Here is a 19,177-nt window from a genome sequence, read left to right as displayed (position 1 = left end):
TCCTCTGGTGTTGAGGAAATAATGAAATTTGCTAAGAGTCAGAATGACCACTACAGAGACGGCATTACCAATGCCGGCATCTACCATATCAGGACAAGTGTTCTGGAATGTATAAATAACAAGATAAAGGTTCTAAAGCGTGTAGCCTATGGGTACAGAGATTTAGATTATTTCTTTTTAAGAATAAGAAGTGCATTCAGAGGAAAGTTTACTCCAATCCCGACGATTGGATAGAAGAAAGCCCTGATGAATTTTATTATATTCAAATCAGGGCTTTCCACAGATTCACGGATGAACCTTAAAAAACTATAAGATCATATACATGCGGTTAGGCTTCAATATTGAACTTCCTGTTTGAACCGTTCTTTAAAAGCTCAAAGATCCGATCGCAATAATTACCGATATCAATCTTGCAGTTGATATAGTCGTTGTACAACTTTGACATCTCAGGGGTAATCTTAACCATGAAGCTCTCTAAGGTCAGGTTAAAGATTTTTAGATTGCGAATTCTTCTGTTTTTCTCGTGTTCAAACTCAATATTCGATATATTTTCCATCTTTCCGCTCCAATATTTGCTGTAAAAAAACTGACAAACATGTGTTTTCTTTAAGAGTAGTACAGGAAAATGAGTGAATTCTTATAATAAAGTGTGACAAAACCATAACTATAATATAAGTTATGAATTTAAGAAATTTTGTGATATATAACAAGGATCTAAACTCAAAGGAACATCACACATTTTACTTATTTATTCTTAAGAGAATTTTGCTTAAATTCAAATAATAGCAATTATTCCTGATAGGATTTTTTTCACTTTTTTCATGATGTTACACGCAAGATTTTATAAAAAGTGCCTCCATATAATTATAAAAAATCCTGATGTAACTTTTTATATACAGAAGAAAAAAACTGAATATAAAAAGCTTAAACGTTTGTCAGCTTAATCCTCATGTTTATTCAGCCTTTTATATTCGTTACAGCCATCCTGCAAGCCCAAATTACAGGCTTTTCCATAGAATTCTCCTGAAAACTGATAATATTGGCTTTCCTTTCCGCGTTTTTCATACATAACGCCCAAATTAAAACATCCAAAAGCCATATTCAGTTCACACGATTTTTTATAATAGGACTCCGCTTTATAGAGATCCTGTTTTACACTTTTTCCGTAATCATAAAATGATCCCAGATTAACACAGCCGGTTCCGGAATTCAGTTCACAGGCTTTTTCATAATAGTTTTTTGCCTGTACTAAATCCTGTTTTACCCCTAGAGCTTTTTCATATAAATATCCAAGATTTCCACAGCCATTTCCTTCGTTCAAGTCGCAGGCTTTTTCGAAATAGGTTTTAGCTTTTTGAAAATCCTGTTTTACATTCTTGCCATTTAAATATAAAAGCCCAAGATTTCCGCAACCAATGTTATCCTCTAGCGTACATCCCTTTTCATAATACGTTTTAGCCAGCTTAACATCCTGATTTACACCTTCTCCAGATTCATACGAGGTGCCTAAATTAGTACAGCCCTTACCCTCATTAAATTTACAGGCCTTTTCATAATAGATATTAGCTTTTTGATAATCTGCTTTTTCCAGTTTTCCGTAAGAATATAAGTTTCCTTTTACAAAACAGTCTTCACCTTTATTGAGGTCACATCCTTCTGAAGCTAATTCAAAGCTCTTTTTATATGCCTGGTATGAATCTTTATTAACTTTTGCTGTTTCTTTTCTCAGAGCATTTCCTAATCTGTAACACGAATAGGCGTGATTAAATGAACATCCTCTTTTATAGGCTTTAACCGCATCAGAGAAATTGTTATCATCCAGGAGTTTCTTTTCATAAAACTGCCCCAGCTCAGCGCAGCTTTTTCCGTATTTGAGAGAGCATCCTTTTTCAAAAACAGTTTGAGCTTTTCTGTAGTTCTTGTACACAGAGTTAACGTCCGAAAATTTCTCACCGGCAGCAGTACAGGCATTGAAATTGTTTTCCGTTAAACATAATTTTTCCAGTGTTTCTGGAGATAAGCCATATAATTTACTGTCACTTTTTTCTGTTTCTACTGCTTCCTGATTAAATAGAGTACTCAGGAGATTATCGGCATAACAGCAATATGAAAAAAGATTCATACCTACAAGAAATATTAATTTCTTCATGATTTTCCTTATATTATTTTTGCAAAGACTATATTCGAGAGATTATAGAATGCGATTATGATAAATATATTAGCTATGCAGATTCTAAAAAACTCGAAACCGATAATAGGAAAATCCTTTTCATGAAAACCTTCCGCTTACACCTCAGGCAAGAATCCTTCTTGAAAAGCTCAAGCAGGAAATGCAGATTAGTCAATATGACTGAAATGATATCCTGATGTGAGGCCGTGAATTTAATCAGCAATCTGACATTCACTGCTCCCGAAAGAGGAACAGAATTTGGAGACTATGATCTGCACAGGTTGCATTCCTAATGGGTCACAGAAAGACAAAAAGTTTAGAAAATGAACAGTTCAAGCCTCAGAATGGAGTAAAATATACACTCTAAAAAATTGACAAATAAAACAGGATTGAAGTTGAAATTATTCCATCCACTAACCTTTGCTATTGCCCTAAAATACGGCCTCAACAGCAAAGCACATAAATTCGCTAAGTTTGTAGCTATTCTTTCTACCGTTGGAATTGCCATAGGTGTTGCAGCACTTATTGTCGACACATCTATTATGCAGGGACTGCAGAACAGGCTGAAAAAGTCAGTTCTCTCAGATACCCCTCACATTGTTGTTGAAACATCTCAGAACAGTATTCCAGAAATTCTTAAGTTAAAGAATGTTGTTGCAGCTGCTCCTTTTGTTCAGGCTCAGACATTAATGCAGAGCAAGAACTCTCTTGCTCTTATCAATCTGCAGGGTCTGGATGATTCAAACATCACCTATGCAAATGGCTATGAGAGAAAAGATCTGAAGCTTATTTCCGTGCCTCCAAAGGGAAGCTTTGAGCTCAATGCCGAGGCTGCACTTTATATAAGAAATGATCTGAAGCTTAATACCGGTGTAAAGCTTATAAGTACGCTGAATGCCAGATACACTCCTATGGGGCTTACCCCAACACAGAGAATCTTTACTCTTAAAAAGTACTACAGCTCAGCAAACTCAACCGCACTCGACAGTGCTGTCGGCAACTATGATGATGTTAGAAGATTCTTCAGGATGCCTGCTCAGGCAAACAGCTACAGAATCTGGCTTACAGACCCTTTTGTAATTGACAGTGTTACTCCAAAGCTTAAGGCAATGGGACTTAACTTCACCGACTGGACCTCAGTTCAGGGAGAGTTCTTCAAGGCTGTAGCCATGGAGAAACTGACCATGACCATCATGCTTTGTCTTGTCATTGTAGTGGCTTCATTCAATATTATCTCTGCACTTGCCATGGTGGTAAGTTCGAGATTAACAGAAATCGCAATTTTTAAGACCATGGGATTGAGCAATCTCCGTATTCTCAATATCTTCCTGCTCATGGGAATATTTGTTGGTGTTATTGGAACAGTCTTAGGAATTATCCTGGGAATTCCTCTTACCTATTATGTTTCCGACATGATGAGCAACACCGGAAGCTTTGGAACACTCCCTGTTTCAATTGAATTAACCAACATTCTGATTATTGGTTTAGGCTCAGTTATGATGAGTCTGCTCTGCACTCTTTATCCTGCAGTCAGAGCAGCAGCAACTGATCCTGTTACCCATCTAAGTAGAGGCTAAAATGAGCAATATTATCCTACAGGCAAAAGATATAACCAGAACCTATGTTGAAGGTAAGGTTAATACCTGCGTTCTTAAAAAGGTTAATCTGGACATCTACTCAGATGAAATAACCGCTATTATCGGAAAATCAGGTTCAGGTAAAAGTACCCTGCTCCATATTCTGGGCACACTTGACACACAGACAAGCGGTGACATTATTTTCAACGGACAGAATCTGAGTGGCTTTTCTGCAAATCAGAAGGCCCAGTTCCGTAACAAGAACCTTGGCTTCGTTTATCAGTTCCATCATCTGCTTGGCGATTTCACAGCCATGGAGAATGTGATGATGCCGCTTTTAATCGGTGGTACCGATGTGGAAACTGCAACCAGAACAGCGAAAGAGAATCTTGAAAAGGTTGGTCTTTCACATCGTCTGAACTACAGACCCTCAGAACTTTCTGGCGGTGAAAGACAGCGTGTTGCCATTGCAAGAGCTCTGGCCCATCATCCGGATCTTATTTTAGCCGACGAACCAACAGGTAACCTTGATGCTCAGAACGCTCAGGATATATTTGCTCTGTTCACAGACCTTGTAAGAAAGGAACACATAGCTGTAGTTATGGTTACACATGACAATTCTCTTGCAGCAAAATGCGACAGAGTCTATCAGATGAAAGACGGAGTAATCGATGCGAACTAGTCTTAGTGTTCAGCTTGCGCTCCGCTTCCTGAAATCAAAGCGTTACGGAGCCCTGGCAAAGTTCATCTCCATTGCCACCACCTCAGGCATCTGTGTTGGTGTATGTGCGCTGATCCTTGGTCTCTCAGCCATGAACGGCTTTGAGAAGGAGCTTAATAACCGTGTTCTGTCATTAATACCGGCAGGTGAAATCAAAGCTTACGATAACGGTGGTTTTCATAATGTTGATCAGGATATAGAGACAATTCGACAGACACCGCATGTCACTGCGGTATCCCCTGTTATCTCCATCAACGGAGCATTCAGCTCCGGAACACAGTTTGCTCCAGCAGCTGTGATGGGAATAGATCTTGAAAATGAAGGAAAGGTCATCAAGCTTGAGAACTTCATGAACTGCAGGATTACTGTTTTAAATAACGATGATGAACTGCCTAAGGTTATTCTGGGAAACGGCATTGCAAAAAAACTGAATCTTAAAACCGGCGATGAGATTAACCTCTCTTCAATCAATGCTGAAGTTGCAAACAATGGACTCAGTTCTGTTACTGTAAACACATTCAGAATCGCAGGTATCTTCAAAACTGGCGGTCAGATAGACGGTAACCTTGCATTTATAAATATCGAAAGTGCCAGGGAGATTTCAGGACTATCTCATCCAAACACCTTCCATATTGGTGTAGATAACATGCTTGAGGCCCGTGAAATTATTAACGAGGCTACAGCCTATGTTCGGGATGCGCATGATGTTTCTGTGTGGATGGATACTCAGGGAAAGCTCTATTCAGACATTCATATGGTTAGAACAATCATGTATATAGCCATGATTCTGGTTATCGCCGTATCATGCTTTAATATTGTGTCCAACCTGATTATGGCAGTAAGTGAAAAAAGACATGAGATTGCTATTCTCATGACTATGGGAGCATCTAAGAAACTGATTGTCAGAAGCTTTACGCTAATGGGAATTTTCTCAGCTGTAAGAGGATGTATTTACGGAACGATTCTTGGCTGTCTGCTCTCCTATTTCACCCCTTATGTAACCTCACACTTCAAACAGTGGTTCGGTATAGAGCTGTTAAACGAGGACATATATTTTATAAATTATGTTCCATCACAGCTTCAGGTATTCGATGTTGTAATAGTGGTATTCTGTGCAATCCTGATGAGCTTCCTTGCTTCAGTCTACCCTGCTAAGAGAGCATCTAAAATCCAGCCGGCACAGGAGCTGAATATCTAGCAAAAGGACAAATAATGAACAAGGTTGTACTGTATATTCACGGAAAAAACGGCTCTCCTGATGAAAGTGAACACTACAGGCCCCTGTTCCAGGATTCCGATGTTATAGGCCTTGATTACAAATCATTCACGCCTTGGGATACAGGAAAGGAGATCCATTCCAAGGTTGAAATTCTCAAAAATAAATATTCAGAAATAATTCTTATAGCCAACAGTATTGGCGCTTTCTTCAGCCTTAATGCGGATCTGAATAATCAGCTCTCTAAAGCGTACTTCATCTCTCCAATAGTTGATATGGAAGAGCTCATCATCAGAATGATGTCATGGGCCAATGTATCAGAAGAACAGCTTGAAAAAGAAAAGATCATTCATACAGATTTTGGAGAAGACCTCAGCTGGGATTATCTGAGCTATGTAAGAGAGCACTCTATAAAATGGAATATTCCTACACATATGCTATATGGAAGTCAGGATAATATCGTTTCAGAAGATTCCTTAAAGGCTTTTGCAAAGAAGAATAACTCAAGCCTAACGGTAATGAAAAACGGAGAGCACTGGTTTCATACAGAAGAACAGCTGAAATTTCTTGATGACTGGATTAGAACTCACAGATAATTTGTATAATTAGCTCAATTCTTTAGTCGATACAAAAACGACACCGTGTAGGTGCCGCTTTAGTATTCTGGTTTTGCTCTATTTTATTATAGAGTTCCGAAGATACGGTCTCCAGCATCGCCCAGACCAGGAACAATATAGCCCTTCTCATTTAGCTGCTTATCTTTGATACCGATAAAGATACTGATATCTGGATGATCGTGAGTCAGACGGTCAATACCTTCCTGAGTTGCAAGTACGCATAGGAAGCTGATGTGCTTACAGCCACGCTTCTTTAACATGGTAATTGCAGCAGAAGCAGAACCACCGGTAGCAAGCATTGGATCAACAACGAATACTTCTCTCTCCTCACAGTCCTGAGGTAGTTTGCAGAAATATTCAACAGGCTTTAAGGTTTCAGGATCACGGTATAAACCGATGTGACCAACCTTAGCAGCAGGCAGAAGATTTAAGATACCCTCAACCATGCCAAGACCGGCTCTTAGAATAGGTACAACGCATAATTTTGGACCAGCTAGTTCTTTTACAGTTGTCTTGCAGATTGGAGTTTCAATATCTACGTCTACCAGCTCAAGATGTCTTGAAGCCTCATAGCAGATCAGCATAGCAATTTCGCTGATCATATTACGGAATTCCTTGGTGCCGGTTTCCTTACGTCTGATAAAACCAATCTTATGCTGGATCAGAGGATGGTCCATAATAAATACATTTGATTCTGACATGAATATCTCTCTCTCTTTTTATAGATACGATATTGATCGCTTGAAAATGACTTTCGTCACACGCATTGTATCAGCATATCCGGCAAAAAAAAGATTATTTGCCGATATATGTAATACGTATACAAAAAAAATCCTGCCCTTAAAAAAAGCAGGATCTTAAAAAATTAACGCTCTGGTCTGAAAACCTTAACGTTGTGATAACCTTTTTCCTTCAGCTGTTTAGCCTGCATGGTGCTCATAACACCCTGATCACAGAATAAAGCATAGGTCTTTAACTGATCAAGATTATGGAAATCACTGGCTGTCTTATAGAACGGCATGCAGATAACTTCGTTATCAAAGCCAGTCAAAGGAGACTTCTCAACATCATCTGGAGCTCTTACATCCAGAATAACATCTGACTTTGACAGCTCACTGACAACCTCAATCTCAGTCTTTAGTTTTGAGGTGTCTGTTGGAATGTCGTTAATATCCACAACCCTCATTGACTCAAAGGCCTTCTGAACCAGATCTGCATCCATCTTTGCCTCTTCCTCTTCAACGAAGGTTGCGGTTGGACATACGTTTGGATGGTCTGAAATTACGCCACAGTACTCTGGCATTGATTCAGCAAAACCGATTGTTCCAATTTCTCTTGATTTATCAATGATATCCTGCTTGTCTGCAGTAACCAGTGGACGCAGCAGTAAAACATCACAGACATCATCAATATGATTCAGATTGCGTAGAGTCTGACTTGAAACCTGACCTAATGACTCACCGGTAACCAGAGCTTCAGCATCAAACTTCTTGGCAACAAGAGAACCGACTCTCATCATCATGCGCTTAAGAATTACACCTCTTACACCATGATGAGTTCTCTCCAGAATCTGACCTACAATAGGCTCAAATGGGATAGTTACAAAACGAACTCTGTGAGATGAAGCAAAGCGATCCCAGATAAAATAGGCTTCCTGCTTAACACCGATTTCATGTGCTGTACCGCCCATGTTGAAGAACAGGTAATTAACTCTGCATCCGCGATGAAGCACATTGTAGGTTGAAACACCGCTGTCAAAACCACCTGAAATTAAAGAGAAAACATCACCCTGTGATCCTACAGGATAACCGCCGATACCAAGATACTTCTCACCTGATAAATAAGCTGTCTGATTCTCAATCTCGATATGAACCATAACCTCTGGGTTATCAAGACATACGCCCTTGTTAGGGAAGGCTGCCTTGAACTTACCGCCGATTACACGTTCTGCCTGCTGAGAATTGAACTCATGATTGCCCTTGCGCTTGATTCTTACAGCAAAGGTCTTATCACAGATAGATGGACCAACCTTGTCTTTAATGGTTTCGAAAAGATCATCAAGATTAGTGAATGGGTATTCGTTAACCTCCATGAAGGAATGAATACCAGGAATTCTTGACAGCTCTGTAATAGCTTGTTCCTTTGAAACAGGATGTTCCTCATCATTAAAGACAACGATGACCTTATCCCACTGAGCAAGGGCATTAACCTTGATGTTATGATGCTTGCAGACATTAACAATGTTCTGCTTAACAAGCTTAATCAGTCTTGTACGAACAGGCTTGCTCTTGATTGAAATTTCAGGGAACAGTCTAACAATAAATTTCATAGAAAACTCAAGTAATTAAATACGCAAAAGGCTCCATGCAATGGAGCCAGAAAAAAATCACAAAGCGTAATTATTCGTGATCGTGCTTGTGGCAATGACACTCGTGCTCGCCATCTTCGTCATCATGGTGATGACCATGGCAGCAGTGGTGGTGCTCAGATGGGCAGTGACCGTCAACATGAGCATGACCGTGTTTAATTTCCTCTTCAGTTGCTTCTCTTACATCTTCAACAACGATTAGGAAGTTTAATGTCTTACCTGCAAGTGGATGATTACCGTCAACAATAACCACGTCATCCTTGATCTCTTTTACTACAACAGCCATTGGGCCCTGCTCTGAGTCTGCCTCAAAAACATTGCCAACTGCGATTTCAAAATCACCGAAAAGTTTTCTGTCGATAGTCTGAATCAGAGACTTGTCGATTTCACCGTAGGTATCCTTTGCCTCAAGGGTAATAGCAAACTCATCCCCCTTCTCGTGACCTAAAAGAGCCTGTTCCAGACCTTTAACCAGAAAACGATGTCCAATAAGAGCTGTTACTGGCTGACCTGGTTCAGTTCTGCCTACAACCTGACCATTTGTCTCTGTTACGGTATAGCTTAAGGTTGCGACAGTATCTTTTGCAATCTTCATAAATTCCTCATTATCTATTGGTTAAGTGCTTAACAATTGGAGCAAGTCCAGAAGGAGCACTCTGTCCTGACTTGTTATCTGTATCTCGGGATACTTTAAAGTTATTCTCCCCGTTTGCCAAGTCTAAAAGACAATTTTTATCAGATTCGCCCTGCTCATTAAGTCCGATAAGTTCACCATTACTGTTGGACTCAAAAAGACGGCAGGTATCTGTATTATTATCAGTAGCTTTAAGAATCAGGCTGTATCCGTCATCTGATGAATCAAGATCCATTGAATAATATGGCTTTAAATCATCTGAAAGCTCTACAACACAGTTATCATAGCTTCTGTCTAATGTTCCGCATGTCTGCATAAACTCAGTGTTCTGGGCTAGTTCTGCAACAGCCTTTTCTCTAATTTCAAGAGAATTAACCTCTTCCGTAGAATCCTCTTCAGCAAGAAGTGCGGTCTTCTGGGCCTGGATATCAGAAAGATCATCAGGCTTTGAAGACTTCATGACACAGCCGCAGATGAGGCAGCTTATTGCCGTAATAAGACAACATACTCTGAAATAACTCACAGAACCGTCCTTGTTAAACACTGGGTTAAACATTAACTTCTGTCCTTATTATAGAATGGTGCGGCGTACATTGCCTTAATTCTGTCGCGCAGATACTCAGGATATGAAGCAATTCTGCTTTCAAATTTCTCCTTGTCAGAATCGCTGATACCATCGGTTACACCAGCACTGATTAAAGCTGATGGATATAATTCATAATTATTCCATACAAACTTGTCAATTATGGCAGAAAGCTCTTCTGCAGTTTCAAATCCACCGGTAATAGGCTCGCCTGCAACCAGCTTGACGTGACCTTTATATCCGCGAATACCACGAGTGATAGTATCAATATCTTCAAACTCGTCCTTCTTGTACTCGCCATTCTTCTCTTTCTCGTACAGCTCTTTAGCCTTTGCAAGATCGTTTGGATCGTATTCATAGGTAATAGATACAGGAACAATATTTAAAGAGCTCATATACTCCTTGAAATCCTGTTTCTTCTGACGGCCGTACAGAGAAATCATCTTTAGTACTGCATCTTCGGTCTTATCATTGCCATCCTTGGCACGACCTTCTCTCTGAGCGATCCAGATTGAAATACCTTCTTCGATAGAAAGACCGATGTAATTTGATAGATGGGTTAATGCCTTCAGCTTCTCACGAGGAGCTTCGATTGATCTGCGAACAATGAAGCTGCGGTTTAATCTCATAAGAGAGGTTGCAGCAGGTAGTCTTAACAGATTATCGCCGATAGCAATACGAACAGTATCACGACCAGATAAAAACAGAGCCAGATCGATAAATGCAGGATCCAGGGAAATGTCTCTGTGATTTGATATAAACAGATAACCCTTATTCTTTTCAAGCTTGTCAAAGCCAACCAGCTCAACACCGTCTGTGGTTGAATCAACTACCTTCTTCATGAAGGATGAAACCATTTCCTGGAACTGTCTGATGGTGGTTATTTTTGAAACCTTGTTCTTCAGATAAGCTTTAACAAAAGGCTTTAACAGAAAACCAAACTTCTTTGAGAAGATTGGATATCTGAATCTTAAAATGCTGTTGATAACCATCTCATCTGAAATGATTTTGTTCAGCTCTGACTGTACCTCGTCGTCACGACATGGTCTGATGTCATCGAATACAGGATCATTTGAGGTGATTTTATTTATATCGTTAGTTTCTGTAGTCATTTTGATTATATGTTTTTATAATTCAGTTAAAATTTTGATGTTTTTATAATTCAGTTAAAATTTTGGCTATATTCTAGCAAAATACGCACCAATTTGCATTTAGTGAATGCCATTTAAAACACGATACTCTGAAGCGGCAAATGTATCAGTCATTCCAGAGATATAATCAACAAGCAATCTTATACGCAGGTACATCTCACTGAAGTTATTTTCCTGACAGGCCTGACGGTAGGCAAGCTTATGCCTTCTGGAAATTCTTGAGGCAATTCTCATGCAGAAAGGCTCACCTCCTGCTGCAACAAGCTCCTTTGAAAAATCATCAGGAGACTGTGTCAGAAGATGTTCATAGGCACCAAACAGTCCTCTTATATAGCTTGCGCCTGAAAGATCCAGAGTCTGAACCTCAAAGTGATTGTATACTGCTGTATATTCAAAGTCCTTCAGCATCTTCAGAACTGTTATTCCAGGATAATCTCCAAAGGAGAAATCAGGTTCACCTGTGTTTAAAAAGTGCTCAAGATTATTGGCTATTGATGCACAGAAATCTCTTATATAGAAATAGGAAATAACTTCTCTTAAATAGAAGAGAGCCTCGGTCTTTCCCTGTTTGAACAGTGCTCTTACCTTTTCTGGTTCAAGATGAGACTGAAGCTCATTAAGTTCAGGATACTCAGAAATGCGCTCACATAATCTTATGATCATGTACTTGTTGACCATGTTACGGTCAAAGGCATCTTCAAGATCTGCCAGGACATATGCAAGATCATCGGAGTATTCGATAATGGTTGCAAAAGGATGTCTTGTATCGCGGTTGCAGCCTTCTCTGATTGCATCTAAAAGATGTTTCTCTGAAAGGAAAACACCAGCATTAGAGTATGACCATGAATAGAAATCGCCCTGAATTCCATTACCGGACTCGCCTTTACCCTTTCCTAAAAGAAGTTCTTTGATGGTATATGGTACCTTGATAACAGATGCATACTGACCTAAGGTAAGATTCAGATTCTGAATTGAATTAACCAGTCTTAAGCCCTGTGCATTTCCGTTGAATGTTAGAAGATCATCCTTTTCAAAATCAGATATCTCAGAGCTTACATGCTCAGTGTTAACTGCTTTTTTTAACCACTCTCTGATAAGGGACTCGCCAAAATGACCAAAAGGAGGATTACCGATATCGTGAATAATTGCCGCATTATGAAGACAGCTTACCATTGGACTTAGAATCGGAAGAAGATCAACTTCCTTTACCTGATTTACAAGTTCATAGGCAATAAGACGGGTATACTCGGCAACTTCAAGAGAATGAGTAAGACGGTTTCTGGATGCGGCTTTAACATCCAGAGGAAAAACCTGAGTTTTCTGCTGCAGACGTCTTAACGGAGCGCACATTGCAATCTTAAGACGATCCTGCTCTACTCCAAAAGGTGAAAAATCCAGAGAGGCCAGCTCTTTGAGCATTGGCCCCTCAGAAAAAAAATCGCCCCTTTGGCGCTTGGCACAAAAGAGACGATCAGTTATTTCATTTATATTCATAAACTACTTCAGATTAGTATGAAGGCATAGCAACAGGTGCCTTATAGTTATCAAAATCCTCAAACAGTTCAGGTTCAGTCTGACGAAGCTTGGTAAGCATTGCACGGGTAACCAGAGTAACACCGCCTTCAGAACGGTAGAAGCGCTTAGCATCAAGAGCAGCATCCTCACCGATGATAATGCCACGAGGTAACTCACAGCCACGATCCATAACCACCTTGGTCAGACGGCATGCACGGTGAATAATACAGAATGGCATAATCACTGATTCTGAAATGAAGCAGTTAGAATGAACTCGACATGAATTGAATAATAGAGTCTGGTTAATTGAAGAACCAGAAATAATACATCCAGCTGAAGCTACAGAATTTCTGAAAATGGTTGATGCACCACTGATATCCTGAACAAGCTTTGCAGGTGGTAACTGAATCTGGTTAGTCCAGATAGGCCAGTTGAAATCATAAATATCCAGCTGAGGCTCGATGGATGCGATATCCATGTTAGCTTCCCAGTATGCGTCAATGGTTCCAACGTCTCTCCAGTAAACGATTTCCTTGTTTCCACTGTTGCGGATGCATGACTTGGAGAAGTCATGAGCATGAACCTTATGCTGAGCAACAAGCTGAGGGATAATATCCATACCGAAGTCACGGTGTGAACCCTTGGTTGCAGCATCCTTGGCAAGAACCTCGTACAGGAATTCAGCATCGAATACGTAAATACCCATTGAAGCAAGGCTCATGTATGGGTTGGTTGGCATTGCAGGTGGATTCTCTGGTTTCTCAACGAACTCGGTAACAAGATTGTTACTGTCAACATTCATAACACCAAAGGCCTTAGCCTGCTCACGAGGAACAGGAATACAAGCAACAGTAAGAGGACTTCCCATTCTGATATGGTCCATAATCAGTAATGAATAGTCCATCTTGTAGATATGGTCACCTGCAAGAATCAGCACATACTTTGGTTTGTGATCCTTGATAATATCAACGTTCTGGAAAATAGCGTCAGCGGTACCCTGATACCAGTGTTCCTCATCAAGACGCTGTGATGCAGGTAAGAAGTCAATGTACTCATTCATCTGGTTTCTGAAGAATGACCAACCTGCCTGAAGGTGACGTAACAAACTGTGTGACTTATACTGTGTAACAACACCAATACCTGTGATACCTGAATTTACGCAGTTAGATAAAGCGAAATCGATAATTCTGAATTTACCACCGAAATATACAGATGGTTTAGCTCTGGTATCTGTTAAAGCTTTCAGTCGACTACCTCTACCGCCAGCTAAAACCAAAGCCATCGTCTGTCTGACGACTTCACGAGCATTTTGCATTTTTGTCCCCTAAAAAAAGATATTTTTGTCACACATAATTTATATATAGTTTTCTATACTCAATTGTAAACTTCTGATTATTTTTTTGAAGAAGTGATGTTTTTTTTTGAGATCTCGTCTGAAATAATATTATCTATATAATATCTTTAGATTTTTTTATTACGATTTCTACCACTTATTTGGATATTGTATTGAACTCGTTCACAAATTTTAACAACCAGCAATCTGCAGAATAATATATTGATTTTATATGCTGCAGAACTTAGCTAAATTTTTATCTTTTAAAATTAAGTAATTATTTCTCTGATTGAAGTTTTAAGACAAAAATCTCATAAGTCATAAAGTGTTAATTACGTCTAATAAAAAGACAAATAACTCAAGAACTGATAGAATTGAGCCATAAAAGAGCAGTATTCTTATTATTTGTCATAGAGTTACTGCTAATAATTAGAGTAATGGAAAGAAATCTTTAATATAGAATTCCATTCAGAATTTAACCTTTAAACGGAGGCTGAACACTCTGATTTATCAGAGGTTCAACATGAAATTTATGAAGATTGGTATTATCTGTGCGATGGATGAAGAGACAGATTATCTCTTATCCAAACTAACAAAATACACAACCAAAGAAATCGGTCCTTTTAAGTTTTATGAGGGCGAAACTGAAGACGGAAAAGAAGTAGTAGTTTCACGTTCAGGTATCGGCAAAGCAAAGGCTGCTGCAGATACAGCTCTTCTGATTTCTAATTTCAATGTTAATTACGTAATTAACTCTGGTATTGCAGGTTCCATGTCAAAGGAACTTAAGCTCAATGATATTGTGTTCTCTACCAGTGTTTCATATCACGACGCAGACTTCACTCCATTCGGATATAAGATTGGTCAGATGGCTGGCGAAGAGGCTGTTTTCAATGCAAGCCCAGAGATGATAGCAAAGGCTGAGATTGCAGCATCAACAATTCCTAACCTTAAAGATCATATTAAAAAGGGTCTGATTATTTCTGGAGACCAGTTCATCAATACCCCAGAGTTGAAAGAGGAAATCCTGAAGAACTTCCCTCAGGCTATGGTTACTGAGTGTGAAGGAGCTCCTATTGCTCAGATTGCTTCCAACTTCAAGATTCCATTCATTATTATCCGCTCTGTATCAGATTCTGCAGATGAACAGGAAACAGGAACCTACGACTTTAATGTAAAATCAGCATCAGAAAACAGTGCTAAACTTGTATTGGCAATGATCAAAATGCTGTAGGAGGCTTTATGCCCGTTGAGCAGATTATAAATGCAGCAAAGGAAGCATCATTTCTTGATGTCCTGAGCACATTCTTCTCAATACTCGAGTATCCGGCAATCACTTTGCTGACTGCCATGCTTCTGGAGATTATTCTGCCAATCGGGAAAACCTTGAGAATCTCAAGCTTAAAGCCATTCTTTGAAAACATATCAAGAAAGGTAAATAAGGAAGAAAACTCTGAAGCTCAGATTGTATTCTCCAGCATATTTTTACCTTTCTTTATAATCATAATTGCCCTTCTGATTGTTTTCTTACTGAAGTTTGTTGTAAACCACGACGTTATTGTTTCCCTCCTTCTTCTTCCCTTCCTTCTTGAGTCAAAGCCTGTACTCATGACTACTTTGAATGTAAAACATTCTTTAGAGGAACAGAATAAGGATGAAGCCAAAAAGAATCTTCAGGAGATTATGGTTCGCGACTGCTCCATGCTTTCAGAGATGGGAATAAATAAAGCCATGGCAGAAGCTACCAGTATGTCAATGTTTGCAAACTGGTTCTGCATCCTTGTTTGGTACATACTCCTCGGTTTAGAAGGAGCTGTTATCATGCAGCTGGTTGCTGTCATGAACAGATCATTTTCGCTTAAGGAAAAGAGAAACGAGAATTTTGGTATCTTCGTTCACAAGCTTGAACAGATCCTGATGATTCCTCCTGTTATTCTCCTTTTCATCATGATGATGTTTTCTTTCTCATTCAAGAGAATAATCTTTAATATGAAGGCTCACCTTCAGACCTTTGTTAACGCATCTTCTTGCGCCGTTATGGATATGCTTGGAAGTTTTGCCAATGTTTCTCTTGGCGGTCCAAGATATTATGAGGGAGAGCTTGTAAGATTACCAAGACTGGGCGGAGAGAATGAACCTGAAATATCAACCCCGCTCAAACTCTATAATAAACTGCGTTTTTGTGGTATCTTATTCGTCTGCATCTGCGTAGTATTGCGTATATTTCTATATAGCTTTTAATTAATTTCCAATTTAAATCAATAGTTTTAGTTGCAGAATGCATCATTGGTCTTATTTGACCAGTTGATATGTTTTATTTTTCAACCGGGACTGAAATGAGTAATAAAAACGAATTCCTAGAGCTTTTATCTGAAGAAGAAAATCTGACATCAGAATCTTTTTCAGATTTAATTTCTGGAGATATAAAGCCAATTGTCCAGGATAAAATCGAAAAGACCTCTGAAGTATTGGAAAAAGATCTGGCAAAGATCAGACAGGAAGCTGCAACCAGAAAGAGTGAGGATGTAACTGATTCAGCATCATCAGGATTTGTTCACATGGTTCAGCCTAATGACATACTTGAGTACAGAAAACCTGGTGTTCAGCCATATGTTATGCAGAAGCTAAGACACGGCGAATACACAGAGGCTGATCATATAGATCTGCATGGTAAGACCATTGAGCAGGCATATCATGAAGTAATGAATTTTATTGCCTTTGCAAAAAGACATGAATTCAGAAATATTCTAATCATTCATGGTAAAGGTGAGAGATCTAATCCAAAGGCCCTGATGAAGAGTCATGTAGCTCACTGGTTAAAGCAGATACCTGACGTACTTGCATTCCACTCTGCTCCTGTTTGGAAGGGGGGTACTGGAGCTGTTTGTATTATCCTAAAGAAAGGAGATAAGGCATCCATTCAGAACCGCGAAGAATTTCAGCGACGATAAATACAGGTGATTCAGTAACGTCCATAAGACTTTTATTCAAGACCAAATGTTGACTTACTGAATTCAACTTCCAAGTTTTATTACACAATTCTCATTCCTACAATTTAACAATACCTACCTAATTTTTTTTCAAAATAGATTTATTAGATTGATTTTAAGTATCTTTTGTTTTTTGACATTCCGAATAATTCTACTATAATACTTCTATATAGAATATTTCTAATTGGAACTAAATAAAGAATTTAATATGGAATATAAAGAAAATCACGATTACAGCTGCAACAAAGACATTACAAAAATTAAGCAGTTCAATATCCGAATATTTAATCAGCTCCTCAATGAAATAGGATGTACAGATTTTACATGTGAACAAAGTTTTATACTTCAAGCTCTGTGGAGAAAAAACGAACTTACCTGTATCGAAATAGCTAATGAAACAGGATTAGCCCCAAACACAGTTACCGTCCTGCTGAATAATCTTTCAAAAAATGGAATGATTGAAAGAAAGGCCAATCCTAAAGATAGAAGGCAGGTTATTGTCCGAATAACAGAAAAGGGGCTAAATGCCAAAAAAGATTTTGATAAGGTTCTATCTAGAATCATAAACATTGGCTTTAAAGACTTTACCGAAACGGAGTACGAACAGTTCCAAAAGAGTTTGGAGAAACTTTGCCTAAGCTACGAAAATTATTTCAATTCATCTTTAAAGGAGAAAATATGTTAAAAAAAATACTTTCAGGAATAATACTACTAGCAGGAATAAGTTTGGGAATAGCTCATGCGGAAGTTAGTTATCAGCACATTCGCAATGCAACAGGAAAACTGAGATATAACGACGTGACATTCCTGATCGATCCTATGTTAGCAGAAAAGGGATACTATGAGGGTTTCGCAGGTACATTCAACAGCGAACTACGAAATCCAATTCTAGAACTTCCAGATACCCCAGAAAATATTTTAAAGGATGTAGACGCCGTTGTTGTTACTCATACACATCTTGATCATTGGGATGATATTGCTGTCAAACTAATAGACAAGACTATGCCTATTATTGTTCAAAACGAATCAGATGCAACCTTTATAAAAAAACAGGGATTTAAAGATGTCAGAATTCTTGCATCTTCCCTGGAATTCAAAGGTGTGATGTTAAATCATATCGAAGGATTACACGGACCAGAACTTCTTTTCGCTGATCCTCTGTATAAAGAAGCAATGATGAACACCATGGGAATAGTATTCAGGAAAAATAATGAGAAAACAACCTTTGTCATTGGAGATACAATTTGGACAGGTCTAACAGATCTAGCTTTAAAACAATACACCCCTGATTTAATTGTAATGAATACCGGGTATGCAAAGGTTTTGGACTACAATGAAGGCATCATTATGGGTACAGAAGATGTTAAGAAAATGGTAGAAAAAATGCCAAATAGCAAAATTATTGCAGTACACATGGATGCAATCAATCACTGTACTGTATCAAGAAAAAACATGAGAGATTTTGTAAAATTTCATCATTTCGACAAAAACGTATGGATCCCTTACGAGGGAGATATAAAAACCTATAAATAAAAGCTCATAGCCAAGAAATAAGAGAGTGAAAGCCAGCATAGCTGGCTTTATTTTTGATAACAAGGAAATAGGATAGTTCTATCTGTTAATTCATATGAGCTCTAGTATGTTTCATACAAAATTACTGCTATAGGATACAAAAGCATACCAGACATTTTTTACAAAAGATCTTTCTTCTCTTCTTTCTTCAATTCCTTAACATGTTTTAAGATACTGGTAATGATAAAGGCATTACGACTTATCATTTCCTTCTCAGAAAAATGATTCATATCCTCAAGCAGTTCTTTAGGGAAATAGCACATTACCCTTTCCATCTTGCCAGTTTTGGGTCTGCCTGGTCGTCTATGAGCAGTAATTTCATTAGAACTATTCATTGCACTTGTAGATACTGATAACAAAGATTCATCCTTCTTATCAGTTCTATCAGAAGAAGGTTGTAAATTATCGAATAGCTCAGCTGAAAAGGACATGTAATTCACCACCTTAGTAAAAGCAACGGTAATAACGAATTAAAATCTGGTTAAGTATTAGTGTAATACAAGGCTATATGCCCTTCTCTTTTTATACAAAAAACATTATTAAAATACTATTAAAAAAATATCCGTTAATAGATTATTTTCCAAATTAGCTATGTATGTCGAAAAATAGATGTAAATAAATTGAAAAGGCAGAAATAAAAAAGGTTCTTCAGTAAAACTGTGGCTTATGAAAAACTTCTAGTGAATATTAGAAAATAAATTAAACAAAAAAGGGCATTTTCTCTTAAGAT

General features: G+C 38.5%; 20 protein-coding genes. 10 read left to right on the top strand and 10 right to left on the bottom strand.

The annotated features are described in order from the left end of the window. A partial coding sequence (locus B5D46_RS10070; protein WP_143675662.1) for a transposase occupies window positions 1–234 on the top strand: 234 nt, incomplete at its 5' end. Between the two features lie 94 nt (window positions 235–328). Here B5D46_RS10070 and B5D46_RS10065 read toward each other — a convergent pair. After that, a complete protein-coding gene (locus B5D46_RS10065) occupies window positions 329–556 on the bottom strand; it encodes a hypothetical protein (protein WP_031491375.1) in 228 nt (75 codons plus the stop codon). A gap of 384 nt (window positions 557–940) precedes the next feature. Beyond that, window positions 941–2,149 carry a tetratricopeptide repeat protein gene (locus B5D46_RS10060; RefSeq protein WP_078929357.1) on the bottom strand — a complete coding sequence of 403 codons (1,209 nt, stop codon included), beginning with the start codon at window positions 2,147–2,149 and terminating at the stop codon, window positions 941–943. Between the two features lie 416 nt (window positions 2,150–2,565). On the opposite strand from B5D46_RS10060, the gene B5D46_RS10055 reads away from it, so the two are divergent. The 4 genes from B5D46_RS10055 to B5D46_RS10040 are packed head-to-tail and all read left to right on the top strand — an operon-like array spanning window position 2,566 to window position 6,280. Continuing rightward, window positions 2,566–3,747 carry an FtsX-like permease family protein gene (locus B5D46_RS10055; protein WP_078929356.1) on the top strand — a complete coding sequence of 394 codons (1,182 nt, stop codon included), beginning with the start codon at window positions 2,566–2,568 and terminating at the stop codon, window positions 3,745–3,747. Between the two features lies 1 nt (window position 3,748). Further along, window positions 3,749–4,429, top strand: a complete 681-nt coding sequence (lolD, locus tag B5D46_RS10050; protein ID WP_078929355.1) for a lipoprotein-releasing ABC transporter ATP-binding protein LolD — start codon at window positions 3,749–3,751, stop codon at window positions 4,427–4,429. After that, complete coding sequence (locus B5D46_RS10045) at window positions 4,419–5,666, top strand: FtsX-like permease family protein (RefSeq protein ID WP_078929354.1); 1,248 nt, start codon at window positions 4,419–4,421, stop codon at window positions 5,664–5,666. Before lolD ends, B5D46_RS10045 begins: the two co-directional genes overlap by 11 nt. A 14-nt stretch (window positions 5,667–5,680) precedes the next feature. Beyond that, window positions 5,681–6,280 (top strand): alpha/beta fold hydrolase, encoded by a 600-nt coding sequence (locus B5D46_RS10040; RefSeq protein WP_078929353.1) that lies wholly within the window; start codon window positions 5,681–5,683, stop codon window positions 6,278–6,280. Between the two features lie 86 nt (window positions 6,281–6,366). On the opposite strand, the gene upp is transcribed toward B5D46_RS10040, so the two are convergent. The 7 genes from upp to glgC all read right to left on the bottom strand — a co-directional run bounded on the left by upp (window position 6,367) and on the right by glgC (window position 13,867). After that, window positions 6,367–6,978: a uracil phosphoribosyltransferase gene (gene upp, locus B5D46_RS10035; RefSeq protein WP_327192121.1), complete on the bottom strand. Its 612-nt coding sequence runs from the start codon at window positions 6,976–6,978 to the stop codon at window positions 6,367–6,369. A gap of 188 nt (window positions 6,979–7,166) precedes the next feature. Next, window positions 7,167–8,630 carry a tRNA uracil 4-sulfurtransferase ThiI gene (thiI, locus tag B5D46_RS10030; protein ID WP_078929351.1) on the bottom strand — a complete coding sequence of 488 codons (1,464 nt, stop codon included), beginning with the start codon at window positions 8,628–8,630 and terminating at the stop codon, window positions 7,167–7,169. Window positions 8,631–8,700: 70 nt separating this feature from the next. After that, window positions 8,701–9,264 (bottom strand): FKBP-type peptidyl-prolyl cis-trans isomerase, encoded by a 564-nt coding sequence (locus B5D46_RS10025; RefSeq protein ID WP_078929350.1) that lies wholly within the window; start codon window positions 9,262–9,264, stop codon window positions 8,701–8,703. A 10-nt stretch (window positions 9,265–9,274) separates the two neighbouring features. After that, on the bottom strand, window positions 9,275–9,826 hold the full coding sequence (locus tag B5D46_RS10020) for a hypothetical protein (protein ID WP_143675661.1): 552 nt from the start codon (window positions 9,824–9,826) through the stop codon (window positions 9,275–9,277). A 32-nt stretch (window positions 9,827–9,858) separates the two neighbouring features. Beyond that, entirely contained in the window at window positions 9,859–10,998 is a 1,140-nt protein-coding gene (locus B5D46_RS10015; RefSeq protein WP_200805047.1) for a 1-acyl-sn-glycerol-3-phosphate acyltransferase, read from the bottom strand. A gap of 99 nt (window positions 10,999–11,097) precedes the next feature. Then, complete coding sequence (dgt, locus tag B5D46_RS10010; RefSeq protein ID WP_159443093.1) at window positions 11,098–12,456, bottom strand: dGTP triphosphohydrolase; 1,359 nt, start codon at window positions 12,454–12,456, stop codon at window positions 11,098–11,100. A gap of 88 nt (window positions 12,457–12,544) precedes the next feature. Then, window positions 12,545–13,867 (bottom strand): glucose-1-phosphate adenylyltransferase, encoded by a 1,323-nt coding sequence (gene glgC / locus B5D46_RS10005; RefSeq protein WP_078929347.1) that lies wholly within the window; start codon window positions 13,865–13,867, stop codon window positions 12,545–12,547. 541 nt (window positions 13,868–14,408) lie between these two features. On the opposite strand from glgC, the gene B5D46_RS10000 reads away from it, so the two are divergent. From B5D46_RS10000 to B5D46_RS09980, 5 genes are all read left to right on the top strand, one after another. Continuing rightward, window positions 14,409–15,119, top strand: a complete 711-nt coding sequence (locus B5D46_RS10000; protein ID WP_078929346.1) for a 5'-methylthioadenosine/adenosylhomocysteine nucleosidase — start codon at window positions 14,409–14,411, stop codon at window positions 15,117–15,119. 8 nt (window positions 15,120–15,127) lie between these two features. Next, entirely contained in the window at window positions 15,128–16,126 is a 999-nt protein-coding gene (locus B5D46_RS09995; RefSeq protein WP_078929345.1) for a cobalamin biosynthesis protein, read from the top strand. Between the two features lie 95 nt (window positions 16,127–16,221). Next, a complete protein-coding gene (smrA, locus tag B5D46_RS09990; protein WP_159443092.1) occupies window positions 16,222–16,836 on the top strand; it encodes a DNA endonuclease SmrA in 615 nt (204 codons plus the stop codon). Window positions 16,837–17,083: 247 nt separating this feature from the next. Then, a complete protein-coding gene (locus tag B5D46_RS09985; protein WP_078929343.1) occupies window positions 17,084–17,560 on the top strand; it encodes a MarR family winged helix-turn-helix transcriptional regulator in 477 nt (158 codons plus the stop codon). Beyond that, window positions 17,554–18,408 carry an MBL fold metallo-hydrolase gene (locus tag B5D46_RS09980; protein ID WP_078929342.1) on the top strand — a complete coding sequence of 285 codons (855 nt, stop codon included), beginning with the start codon at window positions 17,554–17,556 and terminating at the stop codon, window positions 18,406–18,408. Before B5D46_RS09985 ends, B5D46_RS09980 begins: the two co-directional genes overlap by 7 nt. 158 nt (window positions 18,409–18,566) lie before the next feature. Here the strand turns inward: B5D46_RS09980 and B5D46_RS09975 are convergent, their stop codons facing one another. Continuing rightward, window positions 18,567–18,878: a hypothetical protein gene (locus tag B5D46_RS09975; protein WP_078929341.1), complete on the bottom strand. Its 312-nt coding sequence runs from the start codon at window positions 18,876–18,878 to the stop codon at window positions 18,567–18,569. Window positions 18,879–19,177 lie beyond the last annotated feature (299 nt).

This window comes from Succinivibrio dextrinosolvens DSM 3072 (assembly GCF_900167015.1).
GTDB lineage: Bacteria > Pseudomonadota > Gammaproteobacteria > Enterobacterales > Succinivibrionaceae > Succinivibrio > Succinivibrio dextrinosolvens.
The sequence above is the reverse complement of the archived record's forward strand: the minus strand, read 5'-3'. Positions and strand labels throughout refer to the sequence as shown.